The sequence below is a fragment of the Streptomyces sp. NPDC017095 genome (assembly GCF_044332325.1).
Classification (GTDB): domain Bacteria; phylum Actinomycetota; class Actinomycetes; order Streptomycetales; family Streptomycetaceae; genus Streptomyces.
In genome coordinates this window covers 1-23,275 of sequence record NZ_JBIROU010000017.1, presented here as the reverse complement: position 1 = coordinate 23,275, position 23,275 = coordinate 1, and the positions used below count along the sequence as shown (strand labels likewise).

Here is a 23,275-nt window from a genome sequence, read left to right as displayed (position 1 = left end):
CGAGGCCTGCCGCGGGGCTGATGTGGCGGGAACCGCGGCGGCCGGCGCTCGACGACCGGCCGCCGCGGGTCCGGGCTCCGCTCAGATCCGGGTGGACAGCGGTACCGTGACCTGCTTCAGCCAGGTGCCGGTGGCGAAGTCGCGGGCTTTGAGGACCACGCGGTCGCGGTGCACCTCGACCTGGAGGCCCTGGTTGAAGGCGCCGCCGACCGCGTTCTCGCCGCCCTGCCCGTTGTCCGTGTAACCGGTCTGTACGGCACCGGTGTTGACGACCGAGAAGCCGTCGAGATTGCCGGTGCCCGGCACCACGCGGCGCACGTACCAGTCGGACAAGCCGAGGTCCCAGTGGGTATGCCCGCTGAAGAGGAACACGTCACGGTGGCGGCCGAGGAGAGAGAGCAGGTGGTCGGCCTGGAGGTAGTCGCTCATGTAGAGCTTGTTGCGGGTGCCGGAGACGGTGTCGGGCAGCGGATGGTGAGTGATCACCATGACGGGCCTGCGCCGGCGCGTCCAGTGGGCCAGCCGGTCCGCCAGCCACCGGAACTGGGCCTCGCTCAGCCACACCTCGTCCCACAGTTTCGGGTCGTGGTAGTGCATGTAGCGTTCCGTCCCGATCGTGAGGACGGGTATGCCCGCGAACGTCGTCTCCGCGTAGACCGTGCCGCGTTGCGCGAACCGGTGGAAACTGCGGAACAGCGAGTCCTCGGTGGCGCCGTTGGGCCAGGTGGCCTGGGCCAGGGTGCCGGGGTCGGCCCACTTCGGGACGTAGAACTCGTGGTTGCCGACGGCCCAGGCGATCTCGCGCGGACGCGGGCCGCGGTCGAGGACCCGGCGCACCTCGGCGTACTCGGCGTCGTAACCGCGCGGGGTGATGTCGCCGGCCACGGCGAGCCCCGAACTGTACGGGTTGGTGGCGTGCATGTCGTCGAGCGCGGTGGCCAGATCACCGAGGTCGCCCTGGATGTCGCTGATGACGTTGAAGGTGGTCAGCGGCCCTTCACCGCGTTCGGTGCGGGCTTCGGCCGGTGCGGGGGTGAGCGCGCCCAGCGCGACGGCGCCGGCTGCTGTGGCGATCAGAGCTCTGCGTTCCACGGGGATCCTTCCGGTGTCGGCACGGGCGGGGGCGCCGCGCCTGCTGCACGATGGTCCAGACCCGTTACCTTTACGCGACTGTGACTGCCGTCAGGTGAACACCGGCCGACATCCGGGGCGGTCCGCGGGCGCCGGTGGTGCGCCTGATGTACTCCGCGGCCCGGCCGGGTTTCCCGTAGCAACAGGCACGCCCCGCCGACGGCCGGGCCGATCGAACCAGGCCCCGCTCCGGGACGCCATGCTCATCCGCTGCCGAGGTTCTCTTCGCACACCCTCCGGTAGGGCACCTCGGCCAGGAAGTCCGCCCACGCCGCCCGGGAGAGGCCGCCGCCGGCCCGTGCGCACACCGCCGCCGCGACGGAGGCGGGCGCCACCGGATAGGCGCGTGAGGGCACGCTGTCGTTCGCCACGTACAGGCTGTCCCCGGCGCCGCCACCCCGGAACACCAGGCCCAGCACTTGGCCGGCCGGCGCGGGGAGCGTCGTGCCGAGTGCCTGGTTGGACCTGACGTCCCACAGCCGTACGGTGCCGTCCAGCCCGCCGACCGCCAGGGTGGTGCCGTCCGCGGAGAAGGCGAGCGCGGTGACCGGTTCCGCCGAGTCCTGCTGGTGGCTGGTGAAGAGGCCGGAGATCTCACCTCGTCGGCGCGTCAGCGTGCCGTCCAGCAGGACCACCCGCCCCGACCCGTCACCGACGGCCACGTGCCGGCCGTCACGGCTGAGCGCCAGCTCGGAGACGCTGCCGCCGGGCCCCGAGTCCGCCGTCCCGCCGCCGGCGGCGCCGCCGCCCGTGTCGACGTCCAGGGGCATCCGTCCCACCCGTCCGGTGGACAGGTCGGCGTACTGGCCGTCGCCGGCCGCGACCCGGCGCCCGTCGGCGGTCACCACGAGACTGCCGCCGCCGATGCCGCGGATCGTCCTGTGCCTGGCTCCGGTCCTCGCGTCCCAGACCACCAGCCGCCCGTTCGTCCCTCCCTCCTTCGAAGAGGTCACCAGCCAGCGTCCCCCGGGGGTGAGGGCGATGCCCCGGACGCCCTCGTCGCGGGACAGCCGCAGTGAGAGGGTGACGGGCTTCCCGTCCGCGCGCCAGACCACCACCGGTTGCCGGGTGACCTTCTCGTCCACGGGCACCAACGCGTAGGCAGCGCTGTCGCCGTCGGCGCTGAACGCGGCCTGCGGGAGGCACGCGACGCCCTCTTCGCCCTTGTCGTCCTCGCCGTCCCGCACGGTCTCGGTGCCGGGCCGTCCGGGATCCGGCAGCCGGCGCACCAGCCGGCCGCCGTCGGGATCGGCGAACCCGAATCGTGAGCTCTCGCCCGCCGGCCACGCGGACAGCAGCCGTCGGCCGTCCGGGCCGTACCAGGTCGCCGGAGCCTCACCCGCCTGCCGCGGCAGGCGGGTGAGGTCTGCCAGCCGGACCGTGCGGACCGCCACCCCGTTCCCGGCCTCGCCCTGTTCGCCCACCAGATATCGGGCGTACCGGCTGTCCGCGTCGAGACTCACCGCGGCGTTCGAGTCGGCGGTGGTCGGGTAGGCGAAGAGCGCCTCGTCCGCGCCCGGCCGCCACACCTCGATGCCCTCCTGCCCGGAGGCGACCAGCAACCGTCCGTCGGAGCCGTAACGCAAGGCGTCGTAGCCGTGACCGAGGACCTGGTGGGTCCGGCGGCCGGAAGCGGTGTCCCACGTCGTCAGCGAACGGCCCACGGAGAAGGTCACCCGGCGCCCGTCACCGCTGACTGCCACGGCGCACTGGCCGTCGTCGCCGACGGCGGGAGCATGCTGAAGCGGCACCCGCCGCTGCCCCGCGACCCGCCAGAGCTGGACCGGCCCCGAGGCGGGACACAGGGCGACGTACCGGTCGTCGTCGCTGATCCGAGCGCCGGTGATCTTCGGGGTCCGGCGCTGGAACAGCGTGTGGCGGGTGCGCAGGTCCCACAGCCGTGTGGTGACGGGACCGCCGACCGTACCGCCTCCCTCGTCGGCCAGCAGGAGCGAACGGCCGGCCTTGTCGAAGACCGCCACGGTCCCGGAGTGGGGGCCGGCGGGTTTCCACACCGTCCGGCCCTGCCGGACATCCCACACGGCGAGCCCGCCGCCCATGTCGAGTGCCAGTCGCCGGGCGTCCCCGCCGACCGCCAGCAGGCCGTACCAGTCCTCGCCCGGTCCGCGGAACCTGCCCGTACGGCGGTGCCCGGCCACGTCCCAGGTGGTGACGTGGCCGACCGCGACCTGCACCAGGGTCCGCCCGTCGGCGCTGAGCCGGAACTCACCGTCCGAGGTGGCCCCGGCGGGCCGGAAGCGGTCCTCCTCGCGCTGCATCCACGACCCGAGCAGGGCCGAGCGTGTTTCGACGAGGCCGGGCGCGGTCCGCCAGGCGGCCAGGCCGAGCCGCATGGCGGTGACCGGGTCGGAGTACCGCATGTTGTCCGCGACCGCGGCGGCCCGCCGGGCCACCGCCTCCGCCTGGCGGCGTTCGGCGACTCGGCTCTGCTGCCAGGCCGCGCCTGCGGCCACCAAGGCCAACGCCACGACGGCGGCCAGGGTGGCGGTCCAGGCGCGCCGCCGCCGTGCCTCCTGTCGCCGAGCGCTTTCCGAGGCGTTGAGGAACGCGGTGGCCGCGGGACTCAGCCCGCCGCCCCCGTTGCCCGCGGCCCAGTTCCGGGCGGCGTCCAGCCGGGCGCCCCGGTACAGCCTGGAGGTGTCCTCGCGGTCGCGTTCCCAGGCTCCGGCGTCGTCCTCCAGCCGCTGGCGCAGCAGGTTCCCGGCCCGGTCGGTGTCGATCCATCCGCGCAACCGCGGCCACGCCGACAGCAGCGCCTCGTGGGTGATCTCCACGGTGTCCTCGGCCTGGGTGAGCAGGCGTTTGCGCGTGAACGCCTCCAGTGCCTCCGCTGCGGCTGCCGGGTCGGCCATGCCCGCCAGGAGGTCCGTGCGGCGGGCGCGGCGGCGGGTGTTCTCGGTGCCGTCGCCGATCCGGACCAAGCGGAGGAACAGCAACCGCGCGGCCTGTCGGGATGCCGGACCGAGATCCCGGAAGATGCGCTCGGCGGTGGTGGCGACGGCGTGGTGAATGCCCCCGGTGCTGCGGTAGCCGTCGACGGTGAGAGTACTGCCGTGGCGCTGCTGCCAGGTGGTGCGCAGCGCGTGCGCGAGCAACGGCAGCCGGCCCACCTCGTACGCCTCGCCTCCCGTGGTACCGGGCCCGCCGGAAGCGTCGGCCCCCAAGTCGCGCAACAGCAGGTCCACGAGCCCCGGTTCGACCGTGAGACCGACGTCCTCGGCCGGGAAGACGACAGCCTCCTGCAACTCGTCCCGGCTGAGCGGCCCGACGAGCACCTGGCGGCGCTGCAGCACCTCGCGCAGGTGCGGACGGCTCGCGCACGGGGCGTAGAAGTCGGCGCGCAGGCCGTAGACCACCAGGGCGACCGGTGCCCCGCCGGCCGGGCTGCGGCGGGCGAGTGCCTCCAGGGTGTCGAGGAAGGCCTGGCGTTCCACCGGGCCGGAGCACTCGGTGAAGATCTCCTCCAGTTGGTCTACGACGATGACCACGCGTCGGTCGGCCCCGCGGATCCGATCTGCGGGGTCTTGCCCGGGTACGGCCCCGGCGCGATGCCCTGGATCGACGTGGTGTCCGGGGTCGGTGCGATGTCCGGGATCGGCCCGATGGCCGGGATCGGCGCGCAGCCGGACGACCGCCTGCTCCGGAGCGTCATGCAGTACCCGGAGGGCTTCGTCGGGCGGCAGACCCAGCAGGGGGGCCAGGCGGTGGGCCAGTGCGGTCAGGGGACGGGCGGTCGGCGTCAGCACCAGGCGGGGCCAGTGCCGCGACCCGGCCGCGGGGAGCGCGCCCCGGGCGATCGCAGGCAGCAGTCCGGCCCTCAGCAGGGACGACTTGCCCGCTCCCGACGGCGCGACGACCGCCACGGCGCCGCCGTCGTCCAGGACCTCGGCCAGACGCTCGACCAACCCGGCCACCAGCCGGTCCCGGCCGAAGAACCAGCGCGCCTGTTCCGGGCCGAAGGCCGCCAGCCCCGGATAGGGGCACTCGTCGGCCGGTGACACGGTGCCGGCGCGGCGCGCACCGCGGACGCCGTCGCGGTAGTGCAGGTGCAGATCGCGCTCGGCGACGAACTGATCGCGTCCGGCCTGCAGAACCGTACTGTCGCCGTGAGCCGCGGCGTTCATCACCACGGGGCGGCCGTCGTCCTCCACACCGGAACGAGGCTGCCCGGAAGGGCCGTCCGTGCCACCCTTCTCATCGCCGCGATCCGCGTTACCCCTGGGGTCTGCGTCGTCCCCGTGTCCGGCGGCGGCCGGTCCGGGCTCCCCGTCCTCTCGTCCCGCCACGATCAGGTGATGTGCTGGTCCCGGCCGGCCTGGTAGATCCGTGCCTGCCCGGAGGCATGGGCGGTCATCCGGATGCCGGCGGCCCGCTCCCTGTCGGCGGCCCCCAGCAGCGGAAGCCACTCGTCGTCCAGCAACCTGCCCAATTCCTCCGTGAGTTCGGGTGCCTGACGCAGCAGCCGGGCCAGTCGGAGTCCCCACTCCTGGGCGAGATCGGCCTCCGCCTGCTGGTCGTCACCGTCGCGCGCGGCCACGATCTCCTCGCGGACCTGGGCCAGTTCGGCGTCGACCGCCGTCGACGACTCCGGGAGCGCCCGCTGCCACAGCGCCACGGCCGTTGCCCGCACCTGCTGCCAAGCGTCCGTGGCCATGCTGCTGACCAGTGCTGTCGCGGCGGCGGTCACGAGCGGGTCCATGGTGTCCTCACAACCAGTGCGGTGTGCTGGGGTGACCAACCTACTGAGGAGCTGACGACCAGTCACTACCCGTCTATGGATATGACTTGATCGGACCGGTGGGCCCGCACCGCGTCGCGGCGACCCCGATGGGCCGTTCGTCTCCTCCAGGCAGGTGACGGTCCGGGCACCGCTCGGCAGCGCTCCGCGGGATGGCCCTGGGCCGCATCCCCATCGCGTTCGCCGACCACCCGGCCGGGCAGGCCCGTCGACACGGTTGAAGAACTGGATGAACCCGGGCCTGGACCAACTGGACTCCGCCGTCCGCGAGTTGCCGAGTAGGACGGGGGAGCGAGTCCGGCGTGACGCATCCGACGAGCCGCGCGACGTGGCCGGGCGTCGCAGGGAGTGCCGGGCGGTCACCCCGGACGGTCACCGCGCGCGGCCGGGGCCGATCGCGGTGACCGGCGCTGGCGTCCGCGGTGACCGGCGCTGGCGTCCGCGGTGACCGGTGTCCGCGGTGACCGGCGTCGGCGTCCGCTAGTCGACGTTCACCGGGCCGTCGTCCGGCTTGCTGCCGGCGCCCGCACCCAGCTGGGGCAGGTTCTTGCCCTTGTGCTCCTCGGGGCGGTGGCCGTCGGAGTCCTGGCCGCCGAGGTTCTGCCGGACGGAGTCCAGGATGGTCAGACCCTGGGACACCAGTCCGGCGGCGATCTCCCCGAGGCCGTCGGCACCGTTCAGCACGTTGACGTTGGCACCGGCCAGGCCGCCGGCGGCCTCCTTGACGATCTGCGGGAGCTGGTCGATCAGCATCCGGTCGAGCGCCACCCGGTCGTACGAGGCCGCCGCCTCGGCCTGGATCTTCATCCGCTGTGCTTCGGCGGCAGCGAGGATCCTGACCCGCTCGGCCTCGGCCTGGGCGGGCTTCACAACCTCCGCCACCAGCTGCTGCTGACGCAACTCGGCCTGGCGCTGGGCCAGTTCCGTCTGCGCCGCGAGCACCTCCCGCTGGGCGTGGGCCTGGGCGAGCGGTCCGGCCTGCCCGGCCTCCGCCTGGGCGCGGTCCACCTCGGCCGAGTACTCGGCCTTGACGATGGCGGTCTGCCGGGCGTACTCGGCCTGCTTGCGGGCCGCGGCCTGCTCCGCCTCGACCGCGGCCTGGGTGGCCTGGGCCTGCGCGATCTGCGCCTGCCGCTGGATGGCCGCCTTGTGCGGCGCGGACATCGCGTCGATGTACCCCGTGTCGCCGTCGTCGATCGACTGGATCTGCAGCGAGTCCACGGTCAGGCCGATCTTGGCCATCTCCGTCTTGGAGGTGTCCAGCACCTCGGCGGCGAGCTTCTGCCGCTCGGTGACGATCTCCTCGACGGTCATCGAGCCGATGATCGCCCGCAGGTGCCCCGCGAAGATGCGTCCGGTGAGCACCGACATCTGCTCCTGGTCGGAGAGGAAGCGCTGGCCGGCGTTGATGATGCTCTCGTGGTCGTTGCCGACCTTGAAGGCGATCACCGCGCGGACGTGCAGCGCGATGCCCTGGCGGGTCACACAGGTCTCGGTGACCTCGGACTCGCACATCGACAGGGTGAGGAAGCGGACCTTCCTGAAGACCGGCAGCACGAACTTGCCGTGCCCCGTCACCACTCGGAACGGCGCGCCCCCCAGTCCCCGCCGACCCCCCGAGATCAACATCGCCTCGTCGGGCGCGGGAACGCGGTAACCGAACATCCTTGACTCCTCAGCCTGCGCCGACGATGCCTCCGCCGAGCGCGTCCAATGGATCCACCCACTCGATGACGCCGACTTCGCGGCATCCCCGTGATTCGATCACGAGAACCGTCGTGCCCACCGGCAGGGGCTCCTCCGACCAGGCGAGGAAGGTCTCGGTACCGCCTCTGACCCGCACGAGGACCTCGCCCGGACCCGCCGGCCCGCGCGTTCCGATGAGTACTTCGCCCGTGCAGCCGATCACGGCATCGTCCTGCGGCGCCACCGGCCGTCCTCCTCGTCCTGATCTCAGGATTCAGACGATAGACCACGACGGCCGACAGCCCAACGGGGGACGGGCAGCCGGTCCCCTCGCCGGTCCGGCGGGCGCCGCCCAGCGGCCCCGGCGTCCCGTTCCCGGGCCTGCCTCCCGGTCCACCGGGTGGACGGAACGCGACACCGGGCGCGCGAACGGCGCGGTCCCGTACGGCGTGGGTGACGGGATCCGGGTGCGCCCGCGCCGAAGATCGCTCCGGGAACGCATCCGGCGGGACGCCGGGGCCGCGTTCCCGCGAGGACGCGAGAGCGGAGGAGCCGTCATGGAGCCGGACGACCCGATCATGCAGGGACCCGGGGAGCGGCGGGTCGCCGAAGCGGCGGAACGGATCGTGGCCGAGGGCCGGCCACGGCTGCACCGCACCTGGACGTCGCTGGTCGCCACCTCGCTGCTGGGCGGCATCGACGTGGGGGTCGGCGTCATGACCCTGCTCTACGTGCGGCACGAGACCGGCAGTGAACTCCTGGCCGGACTGGCCTTCTCCGTGGGGCTCATCGCCCTGCTGCTCGGTCACAGCGAGCTGTTCACGGAAGGCTTTCTGGTGCCCGTCGCCACCGTCATCGCCGGTGCGGCCACCTGGACCCAGCTGGCCAGGCTGTGGACGACGGTCCTGGCGATGAACCTGATCGGCGGATGGGTGTTCACGTGGCTGGTCATGCGGGCCTACCCCGGCCTGCACCCCACCGCGGCCGCCGCGGGCGCGCACTTCGTCGACGGGGGCTACACCCTCGGCACGTTCTGCCTCGCCGTACTGGGCGGGGGCGTCATCACGCTCATGACCCGCATGCACCACGGCACCGAGTCCATGACCGGGAAGATCATCGCCTCGGTCGCCACCGCGTTCGTCCTGGCCGGCCTCGGGCTGTGGCACTCGGTCCTGGACTCCCTGGTCGCGTTCGCCGGCCTGCACACCGGCCGGACGCCCTACGGCTACGTCGACTGGCTCGGCTGGCTGGGCTGGGCGGTCCTCGGCAACGTCGTCGGCGGCCTCCTGCTGACGACGGCACTACGCCTCGTCCGCAGCGCCCCGATGCTGACCAACGCCGCTGCGCCAGCCGCCCGCGCAGGGCACCCGGAGGCATAGCGGTACCTCGGCACCGTGCGAACGGGTGCGGGGACGCGCGGTACCTCGGCAGAATCCGCCGGCCCGCCCCGCCCCGCCCCGCACCCGGTACGCCCTTGCCGGCACCTCCGTACGCGACCTCACGGCGGACCGGATCACAGCGTTCACGACACCCGCATCTGGAGGAGACCGCGGGCAAGCAACTGCTCGGCGAGATCTGGCTGCTGGGCTCAACGCGGTGGCCGTGCGCAGCAGGGCTGGGCCCGGCTGTTCGGCAGTGCCGTTCAACGGTCATCGCCGAACTCGCCCGTGAGTGCGCCGACAGGTGGCGGCAGGTGGCCGAACACCTGGGGAAGGTCGAGGTCGACCTGACGAACCGCCGCACCACGGGCGGCGAAACGCTCGGTGCGGTGCACCAGGCCGGACTACCGTCAGGTGCCTGAGCACGTACCGCCCGCCCCCCTCCCGCACGGCAGCCCCCCGGCAAGGCGAAACCCGCTCGGGTTCCGTCGGCCGGGGGCGGGAAGTCCACTCCGCGAAGGGAAGCCCCGCGTGAAGTCGCCGGAAGACCCCGACGTCCCCGACGCCCTGATCACGTCGTACACCAAGAACGGCGGCGAGGCGGAACGGGCTTGGATCGCCGCCCTGCCCGCACTGGTCGCGGAGCTTCTCGACCGGTGGCGGCTGGAACGGGACGGTGCCACCGGCTCCGGCGAGGCCTCGCTGGTAGTGCCGGTGCGGCGCGAGGACGGCGGCAGGGCCGCGCTGAAGTTCCAGATGCCCCGCAAGGAGACAACCGCCGCGCTGATCGGACTGCGGGCCTGGAAGGGCGACGGCATCGTGCGGCTGCTCGATCACGACCCGGAGAGCAGCGCCATGCTGCTGGAGCGCCTGGACGCTTCGCGTACCCTCGCGTCCGTCGTCGACGACGACGCGGCCATGGGCACCCTGGCCGGCCTGATGACCCGGCTGCACGCCGTCCCGGCGCCCGGAGGCCTGCGCCGCCTCGACGACATCGCACACGCCATGCTGTCGGCGGTGCCGAAGGCCGTCGTCTCGCTGTCGGACCCGGACGACCGGAGGCGGCTGCACGCCTGGGCATCGGCCGTCGCCGAGCTGGTGGACGAACCCGGCGACCGGCTCCTGCACTGGGACCTGCACTACGAGAACGTGCTGGCCGCCGAACGCGAACCGTGGCTCGCCATCGACCCCGAACCCTTGGTCGGCGACCCGGGCTTCGACCTGTGGCCGGCTCTGGACACCGGCTGGGAGAAGATCGAGGCCACCGGAGACGCCCCGCGGGTGGTGCGGCGCCGCTTCGACCTGCTGACCGAGGCACTGGAACTGGACCGCGAGCGCGCGGCCGGCTGGACCCTGGGCCGGCTGCTGCAGAACACGCTATGGGACGTGGAGGACGGGCGGACCACCATCGACCCCGCCCAGATCGCCGTAGCCGAGGCACTCCCGCGCCGCTGAGCCCCTCCGCTTCCCACCCACACGCCGCCGAGCGCGGTGCCCACCTACACGGGAGGGCGCCGCGCTCGCCGTCCGAGCTACCCCCGCGGACGCGGGGACCGGGCAGGTGTGCGGCATCCTCAGCGACGGTCATGTCCAACTCGTGCCGTGTGACACCGAGGCCCGAATGCCACGTTGTCGCACCCCGCGTGCCCGCGTGCCCGCGTGCCCGCGTGAGGCGCGATGGCCGGGCTCGGGCCGCCTGTTCGGGCACGCCGGTGCGGGCTCCTGCCGAGGCGGCAGGGGCCCGCGGCGCGAGCAGCAGAGGGGCGCCGGGGTCTGCGCCGGTGAGCCGCGACCGGCGCGGGTTACCGTCGTCTGGCGGCCCGAGGGCGCGGCCTCACTTCAGGTGCCGGGTGAAGAACTGGGCCGCGGCGTCCCCCGCGTACTGCGGGACGCCGGTGTGCCCGCCCAGATTGGCGTGCAGGGTCTTCTCCTGGGAGCCGAAGGCGTCGAACAGCTCCAGGGCCGCCTGCCGGTCGTTGCCTTCGTCGTCCCATTGCAGCAGGACGTGCAGAGGAATGGTGACGCGCCGGGCCTCCTCGAACAGGGCGCGCGGCACGAAACTCCCGGCGAACAGGACGGCGGCCGAGATACGCGGCTCGGCCACCGCCAGCCGGATCCCGAGGGAGATCAATCCCCCCGAGTAGCCGACCGGGCCCCCGATCCCGGGCAGCGACAGCAGGGCGTCCAGGGTGGCCTGCCATTCCGGGACCGCCTTTTCTACCAGCGGCAGGACGAGCCGGTCCACGATCCCCTCATCGACCGGCTCGCCGGCCTCCAGGGCCCGGCGCAGGTCGGCGCGGGCCTGCTCTGCGGCGGCGGAACGGGGCCGGTCGCCACTGCCGGGAAGCTCGATGGTGGCGGTGGCGAAGCCCTCCGCCGCGGAGTGCCGGGCCCGGGCCACCAGCCGGGGGTACATCTTGTGCAGTCCACCCGGGTGGCCGAGCAGGATCAGTGGCGCCGGTGTGGGAACGGAGGGGGGCGTCCACAAGATGCCGGGGATGTCACCGAGGGTGAATGCGCGCTCGAGAACACCGTCGTCGAGGAACTGTTCGGAAGTGACGTGCATGGACGTGCCTTTCGGGAGTGCTCTGCAACGGCGCTCCCGGACGACCTACCGCCCGACCGTGACCCCGGAGGGGAGCACCCGTGTCGATACTGCGTTCACGGGTACCACCTCCTCGTTCTCTCGCACGGCCTTGGGAAACGTAGCAGCGGTGACGGTGGCCCGCCAAACGGGTTTTTGCCCGCGCTCCCCGGCCGGCCCGGCCCGGCGCGGCACGCGGGACAGCCGGCCCGGCACCGCGCGCTGTGTGCGGTGCCGGGCGTGTCCGGGTCCGGTCAGCAGCGCACTGTGCTGCCGTGCCAGCCGGTGGCGTAGGGGTCGGGAAGAGATGTGTTGAGCACCCACCCGTATTCGTTCTCCGATGTGTGGAGGTAGGTCCAGCTGCGCCCGATGGCGTCCCACACGTAGCAGTGGTAGTTGATCGCTTCGCCTGCCCCGATGGTGCCGACGATGCTGCACTGGGAGGTCGTTCCGGTCCGGATGTTGACGGTGCCCGTGACCGCGGCGATGGTGAGTGTCGGACTGGTGTCGTCATCGCGCTCGGTAGTGCCGCACGGCAGGTTCGGCGCGCTGTCGGCGGTCGCATGGGCGGGGAGGGCCGCCGTGGCGGGGTCACGGTGCTGGTCGGCCGGGACGGCGGCGTTCGCCGGGACGGCGACGGCTGTGACGACGGCGCCGGCCGCGACGGACGCCGCGACCAGTCGGGAGATCTTCAAGGTGGCTCCTGCGTGAGTGGGTGTCTTCTTCGCGGCGGGCACGGTGAGTTCCGCCTGTCTCGGTCGATACGGCTGCCATCCTGAGAGGCAGGTGGGCGTGGGACCGTGACACCGATATCGCCGATGTGACCCGCGTCTCAGGGTTGTTGCGGAGACGACGACGAGCCGCGTGACAACGAAGCCAGCCAAAGAGCAAAAGGACACCGGGACTTGCCGACACGGTCCGCAGCACGTGTGGCGCCCGGATGTCACACTTCCCGTGCCGTCGGGCCTCTCAAGGGGATCCGAGAAGAGAGGCCGCGCCGATGCCCGACCGTACGCAAGACAGCACGACGACGGTGTTCGCCGAGCACCGACAGCTGTTGTTCTCCATCGTCTACAACCTGCTCGGGAGCGTGGCCGACACCGAGGACGTACTCCAGGACACCTGGCTGGCGTGGGCGCCCAGACACCGGGCCACGGACGCGGAAGAAGTCGTCAACCCGCGGGCCTACCTGGTACGGATCGCCGTCAACGCCGCTCTCGCACAGCAGGCCGCCATCAGACGCCGCCGCGAGACCTACGTCGGCCCCTGGCTGCCCGAGCCCCTGGTCACCGAGGCCGCCGGCACCGTCGAGACCCCCGACGCCGCCGCCCCCGCCCTGCGGGCCGAAGCGGTGTCGATGGCGCTGCTCGTGGTCCTGGAGACTCTCACGCCGTTGGAACGCACCGTGTTCGTCCTGCACGAGGTGTTCGGCTACCGGCACACCGAGATCGCGGACATCCTCGACCGCGCCCCGTCCGCCGTACGGCAGCTCGCCCACCGCGCCCGCGAGCACGTCCAGGCCCGCCGCCCCCGCTACCAGGCCGATCCGCGCATGCAGCAGCAGGTGACCGAGCGGTTCCTCGCCGCCGCACTCGGGGGTGACGTCGACGCCCTGATGGAGATCCTGGCGCCGGACGTGACCATGTGGACCGATGGTGGCGGCAAGGTCCGGCAAGCGGCTCTGCGCCCGGTGCACGGCCGCGACAAGGTCGCCCGCCTGATCGCCGGCGCCGTCTCCCGGCGGGGGCAGCACATCGACGTCCGCTACCGGACGGTCAACGGCGACCCCTCCGCGCTGCTCCTCGCCGACGATGCCCCGTTCGCCGTCATGGTGATCGACCTCAGCCCCGAGGAGAACCAGGTGTCGGGGATCTACGCCGTGACCAATCCCGAGAAGCTGGCTCATGTCACGCCGGACACCGCGCAGGAGGCCACGGCTGACTGACGGCGGTTCACCAGTCGGCGGGACGGTTGTCCGACCTCCGGCACGGAAGTCCGCTGTCCGGGGCCGTGTCCGGGGCCGTAGACCGTGGCCGGCCGCGCGCGAACGGCGCGCCCGGCCACACGCGGACCGGAAGCCTCAGAACGGGACGCCGCCGACAGCCGCGGCGCGGTCCCCGTCAGGGCCACTGCCCGGAGCGCCCGGGCCCCTCCGCCTGCCGCCGAACGCCTCCTTGCGAAGCATGCCGATGAAGCCGGGAACCCCCTCCACGGTGCGCACCTCGACCACCGCCCGCGCATCACGGGCGTCGACCACCTGACGCAGCAGCGCGTCGGCCAGGTCCGCGCGGGAGGTGAACCGGCCGGGCAAGCGCGGTCCCGCGGCCATCTGGTAGGCACTGACGGCGGCCGCGTCGAAGAGGCCGGCCGGACGGACGATCGTCCAGTCGCAACCGCTGCTCCGCACGATGTCCTCCGAGCGGCGCATGTCCTCGTACACGCTGCGCCCGACGAAGCGCGCGACGAAGGGTTCGAGCACCTTGCGGAAGAGGAAACTCTCGCCGGGAGACTCCTGCCCGCCGACGGTGGTGGAGGTCACGCAGACCAGGCGGGTGACGCCGTGCCGGGCCATGACCCGGGTGATGTGGGTGGCGCCCGCGCTGTACACCGTGACGGGCCGGCGGCTGAAGGGCACCCCGAGCGTCGAGATCACCCCGTCCTGGCCCGCCACCGCGGCGTCGACCGCGGCGAGGTCGTGCACGTCGCCCCGGACGACGCGCAGAAGAGGATGCCTCAGCGGGAAGGCCCCGGGCTGTCGGGTGACAGCAGTGATCACATGTCCTTCGGCCAGCGCCTGTACGCAGACCTGCCGCCCCGTAGGGCCGTTGGCCCCGACAATGCCGCCCCTCTCACGCGTGTCTGTCGCAGTCCAAGAGGGCGGTGCGTTGCCGAGTGTGACCCTGACGTCCGGCGAGATCGGGTTCCGTGCACCGCACGCGGCGCTTCCCGTGCCGCACATCCCCCTTGAAGCGCAGATTCCGCGTACGCATGACGTACCCATCGCGTACAGAAGGTGTCATCAAAGTGGCCCCGGCAGGCCGGTACGGGTCGGGGTTTACGACCGCGGGCGAGACGATCGTGGGTCCTTGACGGTCCGGGCACGTTCCGGCACCGTCGAAGGTCCCATCCCCTCCTTGGGAGGCACCATGCTCAGACGCGCGCTCCGTACCCTTCTCTCGCTTGTCATGCTCGCTTCACTTGCTGGTCTCGGTGCCACGCTCACCGCCGGCACCGCGCACGCGGACGACTGTTACACCTTCCCGCGCACGCTGAGCCAGGGCAGCAGCGGTGAGGACGTGCGGCAGTTGCAGATCAGGGTGGCCGGCTACCCCGGGTACGGCGCCGTCCTGGCGATAGACGGGGAGTTCGGGCCCGGCACCAAGGCCGCCGTCACCCGTTTCCAGCAGGCGTACGGGCTCGGAGCGGACGGCGTCGCGGGCCCGGCGACCTTCAGCAAGATCTACGCCTTGCAGGACAGCGACTGCACGCCGGCCCACTTCACCTACGCGGAGATGAACCGCTGCAATTCCGACTGGTCCGGCGGGGCCGTCTCCGCTGCGGCGGCCCGCGCCAACGCGCTGCACCAGATGTGGAAACTGGAGGCGCTGCGGCACGCGCTCGGCGACCGGCCCCTGACCACCAGCAGTGGCTTCCGCTCCTACTCCTGCAACAACGCCGTCGGCGGAGCCGCGACCAGCAACCACCTGTACGGGCGCGGGATCGACCTGGTGGGCTCGCCGTCCTACTGCGAGATCGTCAAACAGGCTCGCAACCACGGCTTCAACGAGATCCTCGGTCCGGGCTACCCGGGCCACAGCACCCATGCTCACCTGGGCAGCCAGAACTCCCGCTTCTGGTCGGCCTCCTCCTGCGGGATCTGAGCGGTTCCGCGGGCGGGGCGGCTGGGGTCGAGTGCATCGGCTACGCCCGGTACGGCAACGGCACCAGGCCCCGATCGCACCAGTGCCCTTTGATGGGCGTGCACAACTTCCAGGAGTGCGAGGAAGCCGGGAAACGGTCCGAGTTCCTGGCGGGTGACGCCGAAGCGGGGCCCCTCCCCCTGTCGGGAAGGGCCCCGCTTCGGCGCTGCGGAAAAAAAGGGGAGGGCGTCAGTGCTTGAAGGCGTCCTTGGCCTTTTCCTTGGCGTCGCGGGCGTCGCCGGTGCTCTTCTCGGCCTGCCCCTCGGCGGCCATCCGGTCGTTGCCGAGGGTGCTGCCCACGGCCTCCTTGGTCTTGCCCTTGGCCTGCTCGGTCTTCGCCTTGGCCTTCTCGTCGGCACTCATGATCCAGGACCTCCCAGGAGTAGTGGTTCGCTGTTGCGGTAACCGGCTCGTGCCCCGGCTCGCTCAGCACAAACAAAGGTGTGATCGAGGAATGTGAACAGGAATGCAGGGCAATCGGAAGTCCAGGAGGTTGATAATTATGGTTCCCCTTTTGCTTGTCCTGCTTCTCGCGCTCGTCCTTTTCGGTGCCGGTTTCGCCCTCAAGATCCTGTGGTGGGTGGCGGTCGCCGTGCTGGTGGTGTGGCTGCTCGGCTTCGTGATGCGCTCCACCAACACCGGTGGCGGCCGCGGCCGCTGGTACCGATGGTGACCTGACACCGCACGCCCACGCTTAGGGCCCGGCCGGAGACGGCCGGGCCCACGCGCATCTCCGGTGAACAACACGGCTACTCATGACGAATACGTCGCAAAGGGAATCCGGGGCAGGTAAAGGGGAGTCGGGGGCGGGACGGACACGCGCGCCAGGAACCCGCGCAGCCAATGTGTCGCGCATGACGACTCCTCACGTACGGGACGCCACGCGAATCACCCGCACCCGGAACCGATGCTCAGGGCGCAGACGTACGCGCCCGGACGCCGACCGGGCCCGATAATGACGACATGATCAACAGGTGCCGGCGCGGGGTACTGGCCGAGGACTAGCTGCTGCGCGCCCGCGGGTGTGATGTGGTGGCCACCGCCGGGACGGCACCCGGGCTGCTCGCCGCGGTGATCGAGCACCGGCCCGGCGTAGCCGTGGTGGACATCCGGATGCCACCCACGCAGGCCGCGTGCAGCGCCGTACCGATGCCGGAGCGCCGGTGACCGGGGCCGACGTGGAAACCGGTGGTGCAGCGCGGCGATGGTCCCGGCCTCGGCGGTCAGCGCGGTCCGGATCACCCGGTGTCCGGCCGCACGGCCATCGATCAAGCCGCGGAGGACGCGGAGGTCATCGATGTCGCAGAAGACGCGGACGGCAGTGAGCCGGTTCCGCCGGGCCGGCCGAACCGGGCGCGGTAGGCGCTCGGGGTGAGGCCGGTGCGGCGGACCAGGTGGCCGCGCAGCGAGTCGGCGGTGCCGAGACCGCAGGCGGCGGCCACCTGGTCCATGCGCAGATTCGTGGTCTCCAGCAGTTCCCTGGCGCGCTCCACGCGCTGGTGCAGCAGCCACTGGAGCGGGCTGACCCCGCTCTCGGCGTGGAACCGGCGGGTGAGGGTGCGCACGGAGACGCCCGCGTGCCGGGCCAGGTCGGTCAGCGTGAGCGGCTTGTCCAGGTTCCGCATGGCCCAGCCGCGGGTGTCGGAGCAGGCGGTACCGCGTTCGGACGGCAGCGGGGTGTGGGTGAACTGGGTCTGGCCGCCGGGTCGTACGGGGGCGACCAGGGCCAGTCGGGCGACCTCGTTGGCGACGGCCGCACCGTAGTCGGTGCGGATGAGGTGCAGGCACAGGTCGATGCCGGCGGCGTAGCCGGAGGAGGTCAGGAACTGGCCGTCCTGGGTGTAGAGGACGTCACCCCGGACGTCGACGGCGGGGTGGCGACGGCGCATCTCCTCGGTGTGCGCCCAGTAGGTGGTGGCCCGGCGGCCGTCGAGCAGCCCGGCTTCGGCGAGCGAGAAGGCTCCGGTGCAGATGGAGGCGATGCGCACACCGTCCGCGGCGGCCTCGCGCAGCGCCCGGAGCACCCGCGGGTCCGGGGCGAAGGGCTCACCGGCGCCCGCCACGATCACGGTGTGCGCCCCGCGCAGGGCCTCCAGGCCGCACGGCACCGACAGCCCCAGCGTGCCGGTGGTGGCCACCGGCCCCGGGTCGGGGGCGCAGATCACCACCTCGTAACCCGGGCGCCCGTCGATCCGGGCCTTGTCCAGGAGCAGTTCGGGGATGGCCAGGTTGAACATCGACACGGGCGGCGACGCGACGACGGCGACACGGTGCATGGCCAGAACCTCCGGAAGCATGGCATTCAGGCCACTACTGTACGGCGAAGACCCTCCGCAGCATGGGGACATGCCAACCGATCAGACCGCCCGGTCCCTCCGACTCCGCGGCCCCCGGGCCGAGCCGGCCGACCGGCCCGCTCCCGCCCGCACCCTGTTCGCCGCCCTCCTCGGGTTCGCGTTGATCACCCTCGACGCCTCCGTGGTGAACGTGGCCCTCCCGGAGATCGGCTCCGCGCTCGGCGGCGGCCTGTCCGGGCTGGAGTGGGTGGTGGACGCCTACACCCTGGCCTTCGCCGCTCTGATGCTCTCCACAGGGGCTTTCGCCGACCGGGCCGGGGCGAGCCGGGCCTACGCCCTCGGCATCACCGTCTTCACTCTGGCCTCGGCGGCCTGCGGCCTGGCGCCGGGCCTCGCGGCGCTGATCGGCGCGCGGGTGGTGCAGGGAGTCGCCGCGGCCGTGGTGCTGCCCGCCTCGCTCGCACTGGTACGGCAGGCGTACACCGATCCGGCGCGTCGGGCGCGGGCGGTGGCGCTGTGGGCGGCCGGGGGCTCGGTCGCGGTGGCGCTGGGTCCCGTGGCGGGCGGCGCGCTGACCACGGCCTGGGACTGGCGGGGCATTTTCTTCGTCAACCTGCCGCTGGGCGCGGTCGCCCTGGTCCTGCTGCTGCGTGCGCCGCGCTCCGAGCGCCGGCCGGCACCGCTGGACCTGCCCGGGCAGCTGACGGCCGTGATCGCCCTGACCGCGCTGACGTTCGCGGTGATCGAGGGCGGGACGACGGGGATCGCGGCCTTCGCCGTAGCCGTCGCCGCGGCCGTCCTGTTCGTCCGGACCGAGGCACGCCAGCCGCACCCGGTCGTTCCGCTCGGACTGTTCCGCGACCGGGCGGTGCGGGTGGCGGTCGCGGCGGGGGCGGCGTGCAGCGTGGCGTTCTACGGGACGGTGTTCCTGTTCTCCCTCTTCTTCCAGCGCGTGCAGGGCCGTTCGGCGCTCTACGCCGGGCTGGTGTTCCTGCCGATGTCGGCGCTGATCGCGGTGACGAACGTGGTGGCCGGAAAGCTGGCGGGCCGCTACGGCCCGCGCCTGCCCCTGCTGGTGGGCCAGGCGCTCGCCACGGCGGGCCTGCTGGGTCTGCTGTACGTCGACGCCGGCACGTCCGCCATCGTGGTGGCCGCGCTCCTCGTCCCGCTGGCCCTCGGCTGCGCGCTCACCGTCCCGCCGCTGACGGTGGTCATGATGGAGGCCGTGCCGGCCGAGCGGGCCGGCCTGGCGGCCGGAGTGCTCAACGCGGCCCGGCAGGTGGGCGGCGGGCTGGGGATCGCGGTCTTCGGAACGCTGGTGTCGGGAGGTTTCGTGGCGGGGATGCGGGCGAGCCTGGCCGGTGCCGCGGCCCTGTTCGCCCTCACCTTCGTCCTCGGCTGTCGCCTGGGACGCGGGCCGACCGACTCCTGAGGGGCGGGGCCCCGGCTGCGGGGCCCGCGCCCGCCCGGCTCAGGGTTTACGGCACCGACGTCATCGACCGGCGGCGGAGCGGGCACGGGTGGCGGTCGTGGCCGTATAGGCGCGGGTGCGGCCCGTGGTCGACGGCGTCCTGGCGGCCGTGGACACCGTCGCCGTGGCCTACGTGATGTGCGGCGCGTTCAGACGCCGCCACCTTCTGCATCCAGTGCGGGGAGCGACCCAGCCGCCTTGCTGTCCAGCGCAATGGGCGAGGATGGAGTCATGGCGGGGGAAATGAGCGAGACAGCTCTGAGTAAGCAAGATCTTCGTGAGGTCACCGCGTTCGCCGCAGCGTGTGCGGAAGTGGTGCTCGAGGTATTCGAGAGCGATCAGCCGGACGACTTGCGGCCTCAAGACGCCATCAGTGCCGCGTGGGAGTTCGCCCGAGGTGGTGAGCGAGGGAAGGTTCTGCGCGACAGGGCGTGGGCGGCACTCAAGGCAGCCAAGAGCGCGGACACCGCGGCTGCGCGCGAGGCGGCCCGGGCAGCGATGTCCGCGGCAGGCGCCGCCTACCTGCATCCGCTGGCCAAGGCCACCCAGGTCAAGCACATCCTCGGAGCCGGCGCTCACGCGGCCAGAGCGGCCGAACTCGTCGCCGGCGACGATCCGAGCGTTGGTGTCGAGCACCTTGAGCGGGCGCTGCGTCGTGCGACGCCCGTCGTCGTTGACGTGCTCAAACGCTTCCCGACGGCGCCGAGTGGCGGCGGACGGGTTGGTGAGTTGATCCGGATGCTGGATGCCGACCTTCGTTCACTCGCCGTCGCCGGGTGAGGATCCGCCCAACTGGGAGGGCCGTCGTCGCCTGCGTGCGACGTCGGGCCGATCAGATGCCCGAGGATCCGCCCCGGCCGCCGGAAGGGGAGCCGGACCGGAGCCCCGGCCCGCCGTGCCGGGGAATCGGGCGCGGTCTCACCGAGCGGAGCGTACCCGCGCCCGGTGAGGCCGTGTTCGTCCGTCCCTGCCCGGCACGTTCGCCGGATCAGCGCAGCAGGGTGTTGAGGAAGGGGCTGGACACCACGTGGTGCGGGTCGAGCCGCTCCAGGGCCGTGACGGCCTCGTCCCAGCCCGGGCCGCCCCCGGCACACAGACTGGCGGGGACGGTGCGGGCGAGGATGTCCGGGTCGGACCACGCGGTGGTGTCGGTGTAGGCCCAGCCCTTGGACCACTCCGCCCGGACCGTCGCCCTGTCTGCGTCCAGCGCGAACAAGAACTGCTCGACCTCCCGGTAGAAGCGGTGCAGGGCGGGTGTGGTCGGCAGGGAGAGGATGTCGATCCACACGGCGGTGTCGGTGTCCGGCCGGTCGGGGCGCGGTCGCAGGGGGGACAGCAGGGGTGGCCGCGCGCCGGGTACGCCGCACACGGACGGGTCCTCCAGGCCGGTCACGCGGATCTCCACCTGGCCGTTGACCGGGTACTCGCCGCGCGCCGCGTACTCGGCGAGCAGTGTGCGGTAGAAGTCGGCGAACCGGCTGACCACCCATTGCAGATCGGCGCGGCGGACGAGGACGGCATAGCCGTTGGCGGTCTCGCGCAGCGTGGTGGGCCGTACGTACTCCAGCAGGTTGCGGGAGGCACCCCACAGGTCCGACCGCAGCCCGCCCGCCAGCAGATGAGTGAGGACGTCACCGGTCAGCACGTCCCGCACGAGGTCGTCGGAGAGCAGGACGTCGGTGATGTCGCCGGTCAGCGCCACCTTGGCCAGCAGGTACTGCACCCGGCCGAAGAGCGGCGCGCTGGCCCAGGCCCCTGAGACCAGGGAGCCGGCCAGCCGGGCCACCGGCTCGGGGAGGGAGTCGGAGAACGGGTAGTTGTACGGCTCGTCGACCGCACGGGAGCCCAGGGGCTGTCGCGGGGTGACGCTCCAGACCTTCAGCCATGGCTTGTCGGTGAAGGCGAACCAGATCGCCTCCGCCCGGCCGGTCCGGTCGACGAAGTGGGCCAGGGTCCGTTTCCCGGCCGCGGTGGCGGGGGCGGCGAACAGTTCGGCGGCTGGGATGTCCAGGAGGGACTGGCAGCCGAGGTTCTGGTCGGCGCCCACGCGCAGGACGGCCTCGGTGACGAGTGCACGGCCGAGGTGGGTGAGGAGCGCGTCGCAGTCGGGTTCCGCCCGGCCGACGGTCCGCAGGACGTAGCGGCCGGTGTCCTCGTCCCAGACGACCGCGGTCAGTTCGGTGACCAGGTTGCTCAGCGAACCGTAACCGTGGCCGGGCGACGGGCTTTCGCCGACGGCGGGGACGGCCGTACCGTGCGCGCCGATGGCGAGCGCGCCGCCGACCGACAGCTGTCCGGGTGCCGGCGCGGCGGTGACGCCGTAACCGGCGGCGCCGGCGAACGCGAGCAGGTCCTCCAGGGTGGCCCCGGTCTGGACCCGGACCTCGGCCGAGCCGTCGGCGGCCCGCCGCTCCAGCGTCATGGCGGTGAGGTGTGCCGTGGTGTCCAGCAGGACGACCCGGGTCGCGGCGGGTGTGCCGTCGGCCACCGTGAGCGGGGCCCAGCCGTGCCGTTTCCCTTGCGCGCGTACCGTCCAGCCCGCGCCGTGCGCCCAGTTGACGACGTCGACCACGTCTTGGGGGTGGCGCGGGGCGCACGTCCACAACTGGTCGGTGTGGATCTCGCCGGCCCAGTTCTCGTAGACACGTCGGTAGATGTCGGGTCCGGTCGGGAAGCCCGGCGGCGTCGGGGGTGCGTCGGCGGCGTACGCGCCGTCCGGCCGGACCAGGCCGCGCAGCAGCCACACCGCGCCACCCGCGGCGGCCGACGACGCGAGCAGTCCGCGCCGCGACAGCCCACCGCCGCGAACCGAAGAATCGTCCGCCATCCCCCAGACCTCCCCTGTCCCGCCGGACTCAGCCGTGCCGAGCCGGTCGAGTGCTCACGCTACCCGGCAATTGACCTTCGGTAACCCGGGGTTCGGCGATTTCGCACCGCGGAACCGCCGTCTCCTGCGAGACGATGCAGGGCGTTCGCTCGTGGGGATCAGCGCTTGTTCCGCCGGTGCATGGCCACCCCAGCCAGCCCAAGAGCCAGCACGAAGAGCAGCAGCTCCACCCACGCGGGCACGAAATCCGGTGCTCGTCCCCCGACCGCCGTCACGATCCACTCTCCGCTGACCATACGGATGCCCTCCCGTCAGTGCCCGTGATGCTGTGCCGATGGGGACCGGATGCCCCGAAAGGCGCCGCACAGGGCTGCTGAGGAGAATCCCGGCTGCCGGACCAGGGGCTTCTCCCTGCGCACCCAGCTGTGCCAGGAGCCGTCTGACCAGCGGGCCGGCATCGGGCGGGCGGACCACGCGGAATCCCTCGAGCGGTACTTCCTCCTCGTACAGCCGCAGCCCGGGGGTGATCAAACGGCCCTCGGGGCGCGAGTCGAGCCCGGGCTGCGCGGTCGCCCCTGTGGCCGTCGGCGTGCTGCTGGGCCGGCCGCTGCTGCGGGAGCACGCCCGCAGCAGCGCGGTCGAAGATCACGTCGCTGTCGGCGCCGGCGTCCCGGCGCGTGATCTCGTACAGCGACTTCGTCACCTAGAAGGCCGCCGCGACGGGGGAGGGCGGGGGCGTGGTGCACCTCGGTTTCCCGGTCCGTGTTCCGGGCGAAGCGGTCCGGCGGTGCTGCGGGCGCTGCGCCGGGCGAGCCGACGGGCCACTCGGCGGGCCGCTTTTCGAGACCACGGTCACTTTCGACGGTCCCGCACGGTGACCTCTCGCCCGCGCCGGGTGAGCGGGACGGTGAAGAGGCCCACATGACGCACGTCACCTACGACCCCGGACCGTAGACCCATTTGCCCGATTCACCCCACCTCGCACCCCTCCTGACCTGCGGTTTGAGAGGCGCGTCACATTCTCGGCACGCATCCCGAATCCGGCCACCACTAGTAAAGGGGGGCATTGCGGACACCTGCCGGGGCTGCTTATCTGAAGGACGTCGCCAGGCGCCACGAGCCCACCCGGGCCGCGGCGCCGACGCATGCGGCCACAGCGTGTGGCCCGTCCCATGCGGGCGATCCCCCGTCCCCGAGGCAAGAGGTTCTTCCGTGTCCGTC

Annotated in this window: 19 protein-coding genes and 1 pseudogene; 8 read left to right on the top strand and 12 right to left on the bottom strand. The window is 72.5% G+C overall.

Features of this window, described 5'->3' with window-relative positions:
- Nucleotides 1–81 precede the first annotated feature (81 nt).
- From ACH4OA_RS28615 to ACH4OA_RS28595, 5 genes are all read right to left on the bottom strand, one after another.
- Entirely contained in the window at nt 82–1,092 is a 1,011-nt protein-coding gene (locus ACH4OA_RS28615) for a metallophosphoesterase family protein (RefSeq protein ID WP_397971918.1), read from the bottom strand.
- Between the two features lie 242 nt (nt 1,093–1,334).
- Nucleotides 1,335–5,303, bottom strand: a complete 3,969-nt coding sequence (locus ACH4OA_RS28610; RefSeq protein WP_397971916.1) for a hypothetical protein — start codon at nt 5,301–5,303, stop codon at nt 1,335–1,337.
- Between the two features lie 137 nt (nt 5,304–5,440).
- Nucleotides 5,441–5,851, bottom strand: coding sequence for a hypothetical protein (locus ACH4OA_RS28605; protein WP_397949210.1), 411 nt, complete (start codon nt 5,849–5,851; stop codon nt 5,441–5,443).
- A gap of 519 nt (nt 5,852–6,370) precedes the next feature.
- Nucleotides 6,371–7,555, bottom strand: a complete 1,185-nt coding sequence (locus ACH4OA_RS28600; protein WP_397939953.1) for a flotillin family protein — start codon at nt 7,553–7,555, stop codon at nt 6,371–6,373.
- 10 nt (nt 7,556–7,565) lie between these two features.
- On the bottom strand, nt 7,566–7,820 hold the full coding sequence (locus ACH4OA_RS28595) for a hypothetical protein (RefSeq protein ID WP_397939951.1): 255 nt from the start codon (nt 7,818–7,820) through the stop codon (nt 7,566–7,568).
- A gap of 313 nt (nt 7,821–8,133) precedes the next feature.
- Here ACH4OA_RS28595 and ACH4OA_RS28590 point away from each other — a divergent pair, with 313 nt between their 5' ends.
- Nucleotides 8,134–8,955: a formate/nitrite transporter family protein gene (locus ACH4OA_RS28590; RefSeq protein ID WP_397971914.1), complete on the top strand. Its 822-nt coding sequence runs from the start codon at nt 8,134–8,136 to the stop codon at nt 8,953–8,955.
- A gap of 263 nt (nt 8,956–9,218) precedes the next feature.
- Here the strand turns inward: ACH4OA_RS28590 and ACH4OA_RS28585 are convergent, their stop codons facing one another.
- Entirely contained in the window at nt 9,219–9,350 is a 132-nt protein-coding gene (locus tag ACH4OA_RS28585) for a hypothetical protein (RefSeq protein ID WP_397971911.1), read from the bottom strand.
- Between the two features lie 136 nt (nt 9,351–9,486).
- Between ACH4OA_RS28585 and ACH4OA_RS28580 the strand changes: the two genes are divergently transcribed.
- Nucleotides 9,487–10,410 carry an aminoglycoside phosphotransferase family protein gene (locus ACH4OA_RS28580; RefSeq protein WP_397971909.1) on the top strand — a complete coding sequence of 308 codons (924 nt, stop codon included), beginning with the start codon at nt 9,487–9,489 and terminating at the stop codon, nt 10,408–10,410.
- Nucleotides 10,411–10,789: 379 nt separating this feature from the next.
- Here the strand turns inward: ACH4OA_RS28580 and ACH4OA_RS28575 are convergent, their stop codons facing one another.
- Nucleotides 10,790–11,521 (bottom strand): dienelactone hydrolase family protein, encoded by a 732-nt coding sequence (locus ACH4OA_RS28575; protein WP_397971906.1) that lies wholly within the window; start codon nt 11,519–11,521, stop codon nt 10,790–10,792.
- A gap of 272 nt (nt 11,522–11,793) precedes the next feature.
- A complete protein-coding gene (locus tag ACH4OA_RS28570; RefSeq protein WP_397949216.1) occupies nt 11,794–12,234 on the bottom strand; it encodes an SH3 domain-containing protein in 441 nt (146 codons plus the stop codon).
- A 305-nt stretch (nt 12,235–12,539) separates the two neighbouring features.
- Here ACH4OA_RS28570 and sigJ point away from each other — a divergent pair, with 305 nt between their 5' ends.
- On the top strand, nt 12,540–13,484 hold the full coding sequence (gene sigJ, locus ACH4OA_RS28565; protein WP_397939941.1) for an RNA polymerase sigma factor SigJ: 945 nt from the start codon (nt 12,540–12,542) through the stop codon (nt 13,482–13,484).
- Between the two features lie 135 nt (nt 13,485–13,619).
- On the opposite strand, the gene ACH4OA_RS28560 is transcribed toward sigJ, so the two are convergent.
- Entirely contained in the window at nt 13,620–14,378 is a 759-nt protein-coding gene (locus ACH4OA_RS28560) for an NAD(P)-dependent oxidoreductase (RefSeq protein WP_397972091.1), read from the bottom strand.
- 307 nt (nt 14,379–14,685) lie between these two features.
- Here ACH4OA_RS28560 and ACH4OA_RS28555 point away from each other — a divergent pair, with 307 nt between their 5' ends.
- A complete protein-coding gene (locus ACH4OA_RS28555; RefSeq protein ID WP_397971904.1) occupies nt 14,686–15,420 on the top strand; it encodes a D-Ala-D-Ala carboxypeptidase family metallohydrolase in 735 nt (244 codons plus the stop codon).
- Between the two features lie 228 nt (nt 15,421–15,648).
- On the opposite strand, the gene ACH4OA_RS28550 is transcribed toward ACH4OA_RS28555, so the two are convergent.
- Nucleotides 15,649–15,822 (bottom strand): CsbD family protein, encoded by a 174-nt coding sequence (locus tag ACH4OA_RS28550; RefSeq protein ID WP_397971902.1) that lies wholly within the window; start codon nt 15,820–15,822, stop codon nt 15,649–15,651.
- A 139-nt stretch (nt 15,823–15,961) separates the two neighbouring features.
- Here ACH4OA_RS28550 and ACH4OA_RS28545 point away from each other — a divergent pair, with 139 nt between their 5' ends.
- Nucleotides 15,962–16,132, top strand: a complete 171-nt coding sequence (locus ACH4OA_RS28545) for a hydrophobic protein (RefSeq protein WP_397939935.1) — start codon at nt 15,962–15,964, stop codon at nt 16,130–16,132.
- A gap of 332 nt (nt 16,133–16,464) precedes the next feature.
- Nucleotides 16,465–16,584 (top strand): annotated as a pseudogene (locus tag ACH4OA_RS28540) (DNA-binding response regulator); the annotation flags it as partial.
- 143 nt (nt 16,585–16,727) lie between these two features.
- On the opposite strand, the gene ACH4OA_RS28535 reads toward ACH4OA_RS28540, so the two are convergent.
- The gene (locus ACH4OA_RS28535; protein ID WP_397971899.1) at nt 16,728–17,735 is read right to left on the bottom strand and encodes a GlxA family transcriptional regulator; all 1,008 of its coding nucleotides are present in this window, start codon (nt 17,733–17,735) and stop codon (nt 16,728–16,730) included.
- A gap of 70 nt (nt 17,736–17,805) precedes the next feature.
- Between ACH4OA_RS28535 and ACH4OA_RS28530 the strand changes: the two genes are divergently transcribed.
- On the top strand, nt 17,806–19,188 hold the full coding sequence (locus tag ACH4OA_RS28530; RefSeq protein ID WP_397971897.1) for an MFS transporter: 1,383 nt from the start codon (nt 17,806–17,808) through the stop codon (nt 19,186–19,188).
- Between the two features lie 270 nt (nt 19,189–19,458).
- On the top strand, nt 19,459–20,007 hold the full coding sequence (locus ACH4OA_RS28525; protein WP_397971894.1) for a putative immunity protein: 549 nt from the start codon (nt 19,459–19,461) through the stop codon (nt 20,005–20,007).
- A 208-nt stretch (nt 20,008–20,215) separates the two neighbouring features.
- Here the strand turns inward: ACH4OA_RS28525 and ACH4OA_RS28520 are convergent, their stop codons facing one another.
- Nucleotides 20,216–22,054 (bottom strand): cholesterol oxidase substrate-binding domain-containing protein, encoded by a 1,839-nt coding sequence (locus ACH4OA_RS28520; RefSeq protein WP_397971891.1) that lies wholly within the window; start codon nt 22,052–22,054, stop codon nt 20,216–20,218.
- Nucleotides 22,055–23,275: the final 1,221 nt, after the last annotated feature.

Coding starts and splice junctions, on each gene's coding strand:
- ACH4OA_RS28520 (WP_397971891.1), bottom strand. CDS start 22,054: ATGGCGGACGATTCTTCGGTTCGCGGCGGTGGGCTGTCGCGGCGCGGA.
- ACH4OA_RS28555 (WP_397971904.1), top strand. CDS start 14,686: ATGCTCAGACGCGCGCTCCGTACCCTTCTCTCGCTTGTCATGCTCGCT.
- ACH4OA_RS28545 (WP_397939935.1), top strand. CDS start 15,962: ATGGTTCCCCTTTTGCTTGTCCTGCTTCTCGCGCTCGTCCTTTTCGGT.
- ACH4OA_RS28600 (WP_397939953.1), bottom strand. CDS start 7,555: ATGTTCGGTTACCGCGTTCCCGCGCCCGACGAGGCGATGTTGATCTCG.
- ACH4OA_RS28525 (WP_397971894.1), top strand. CDS start 19,459: ATGGCGGGGGAAATGAGCGAGACAGCTCTGAGTAAGCAAGATCTTCGT.
- ACH4OA_RS28535 (WP_397971899.1), bottom strand. CDS start 17,735: ATGCACCGTGTCGCCGTCGTCGCGTCGCCGCCCGTGTCGATGTTCAAC.
- ACH4OA_RS28550 (WP_397971902.1), bottom strand. CDS start 15,822: ATGAGTGCCGACGAGAAGGCCAAGGCGAAGACCGAGCAGGCCAAGGGC.
- ACH4OA_RS28575 (WP_397971906.1), bottom strand. CDS start 11,521: ATGCACGTCACTTCCGAACAGTTCCTCGACGACGGTGTTCTCGAGCGC.
- ACH4OA_RS28590 (WP_397971914.1), top strand. CDS start 8,134: ATGGAGCCGGACGACCCGATCATGCAGGGACCCGGGGAGCGGCGGGTC.
- ACH4OA_RS28605 (WP_397949210.1), bottom strand. CDS start 5,851: ATGGACCCGCTCGTGACCGCCGCCGCGACAGCACTGGTCAGCAGCATG.
- sigJ (WP_397939941.1), top strand. CDS start 12,540: ATGCCCGACCGTACGCAAGACAGCACGACGACGGTGTTCGCCGAGCAC.
- ACH4OA_RS28530 (WP_397971897.1), top strand. CDS start 17,806: ATGCCAACCGATCAGACCGCCCGGTCCCTCCGACTCCGCGGCCCCCGG.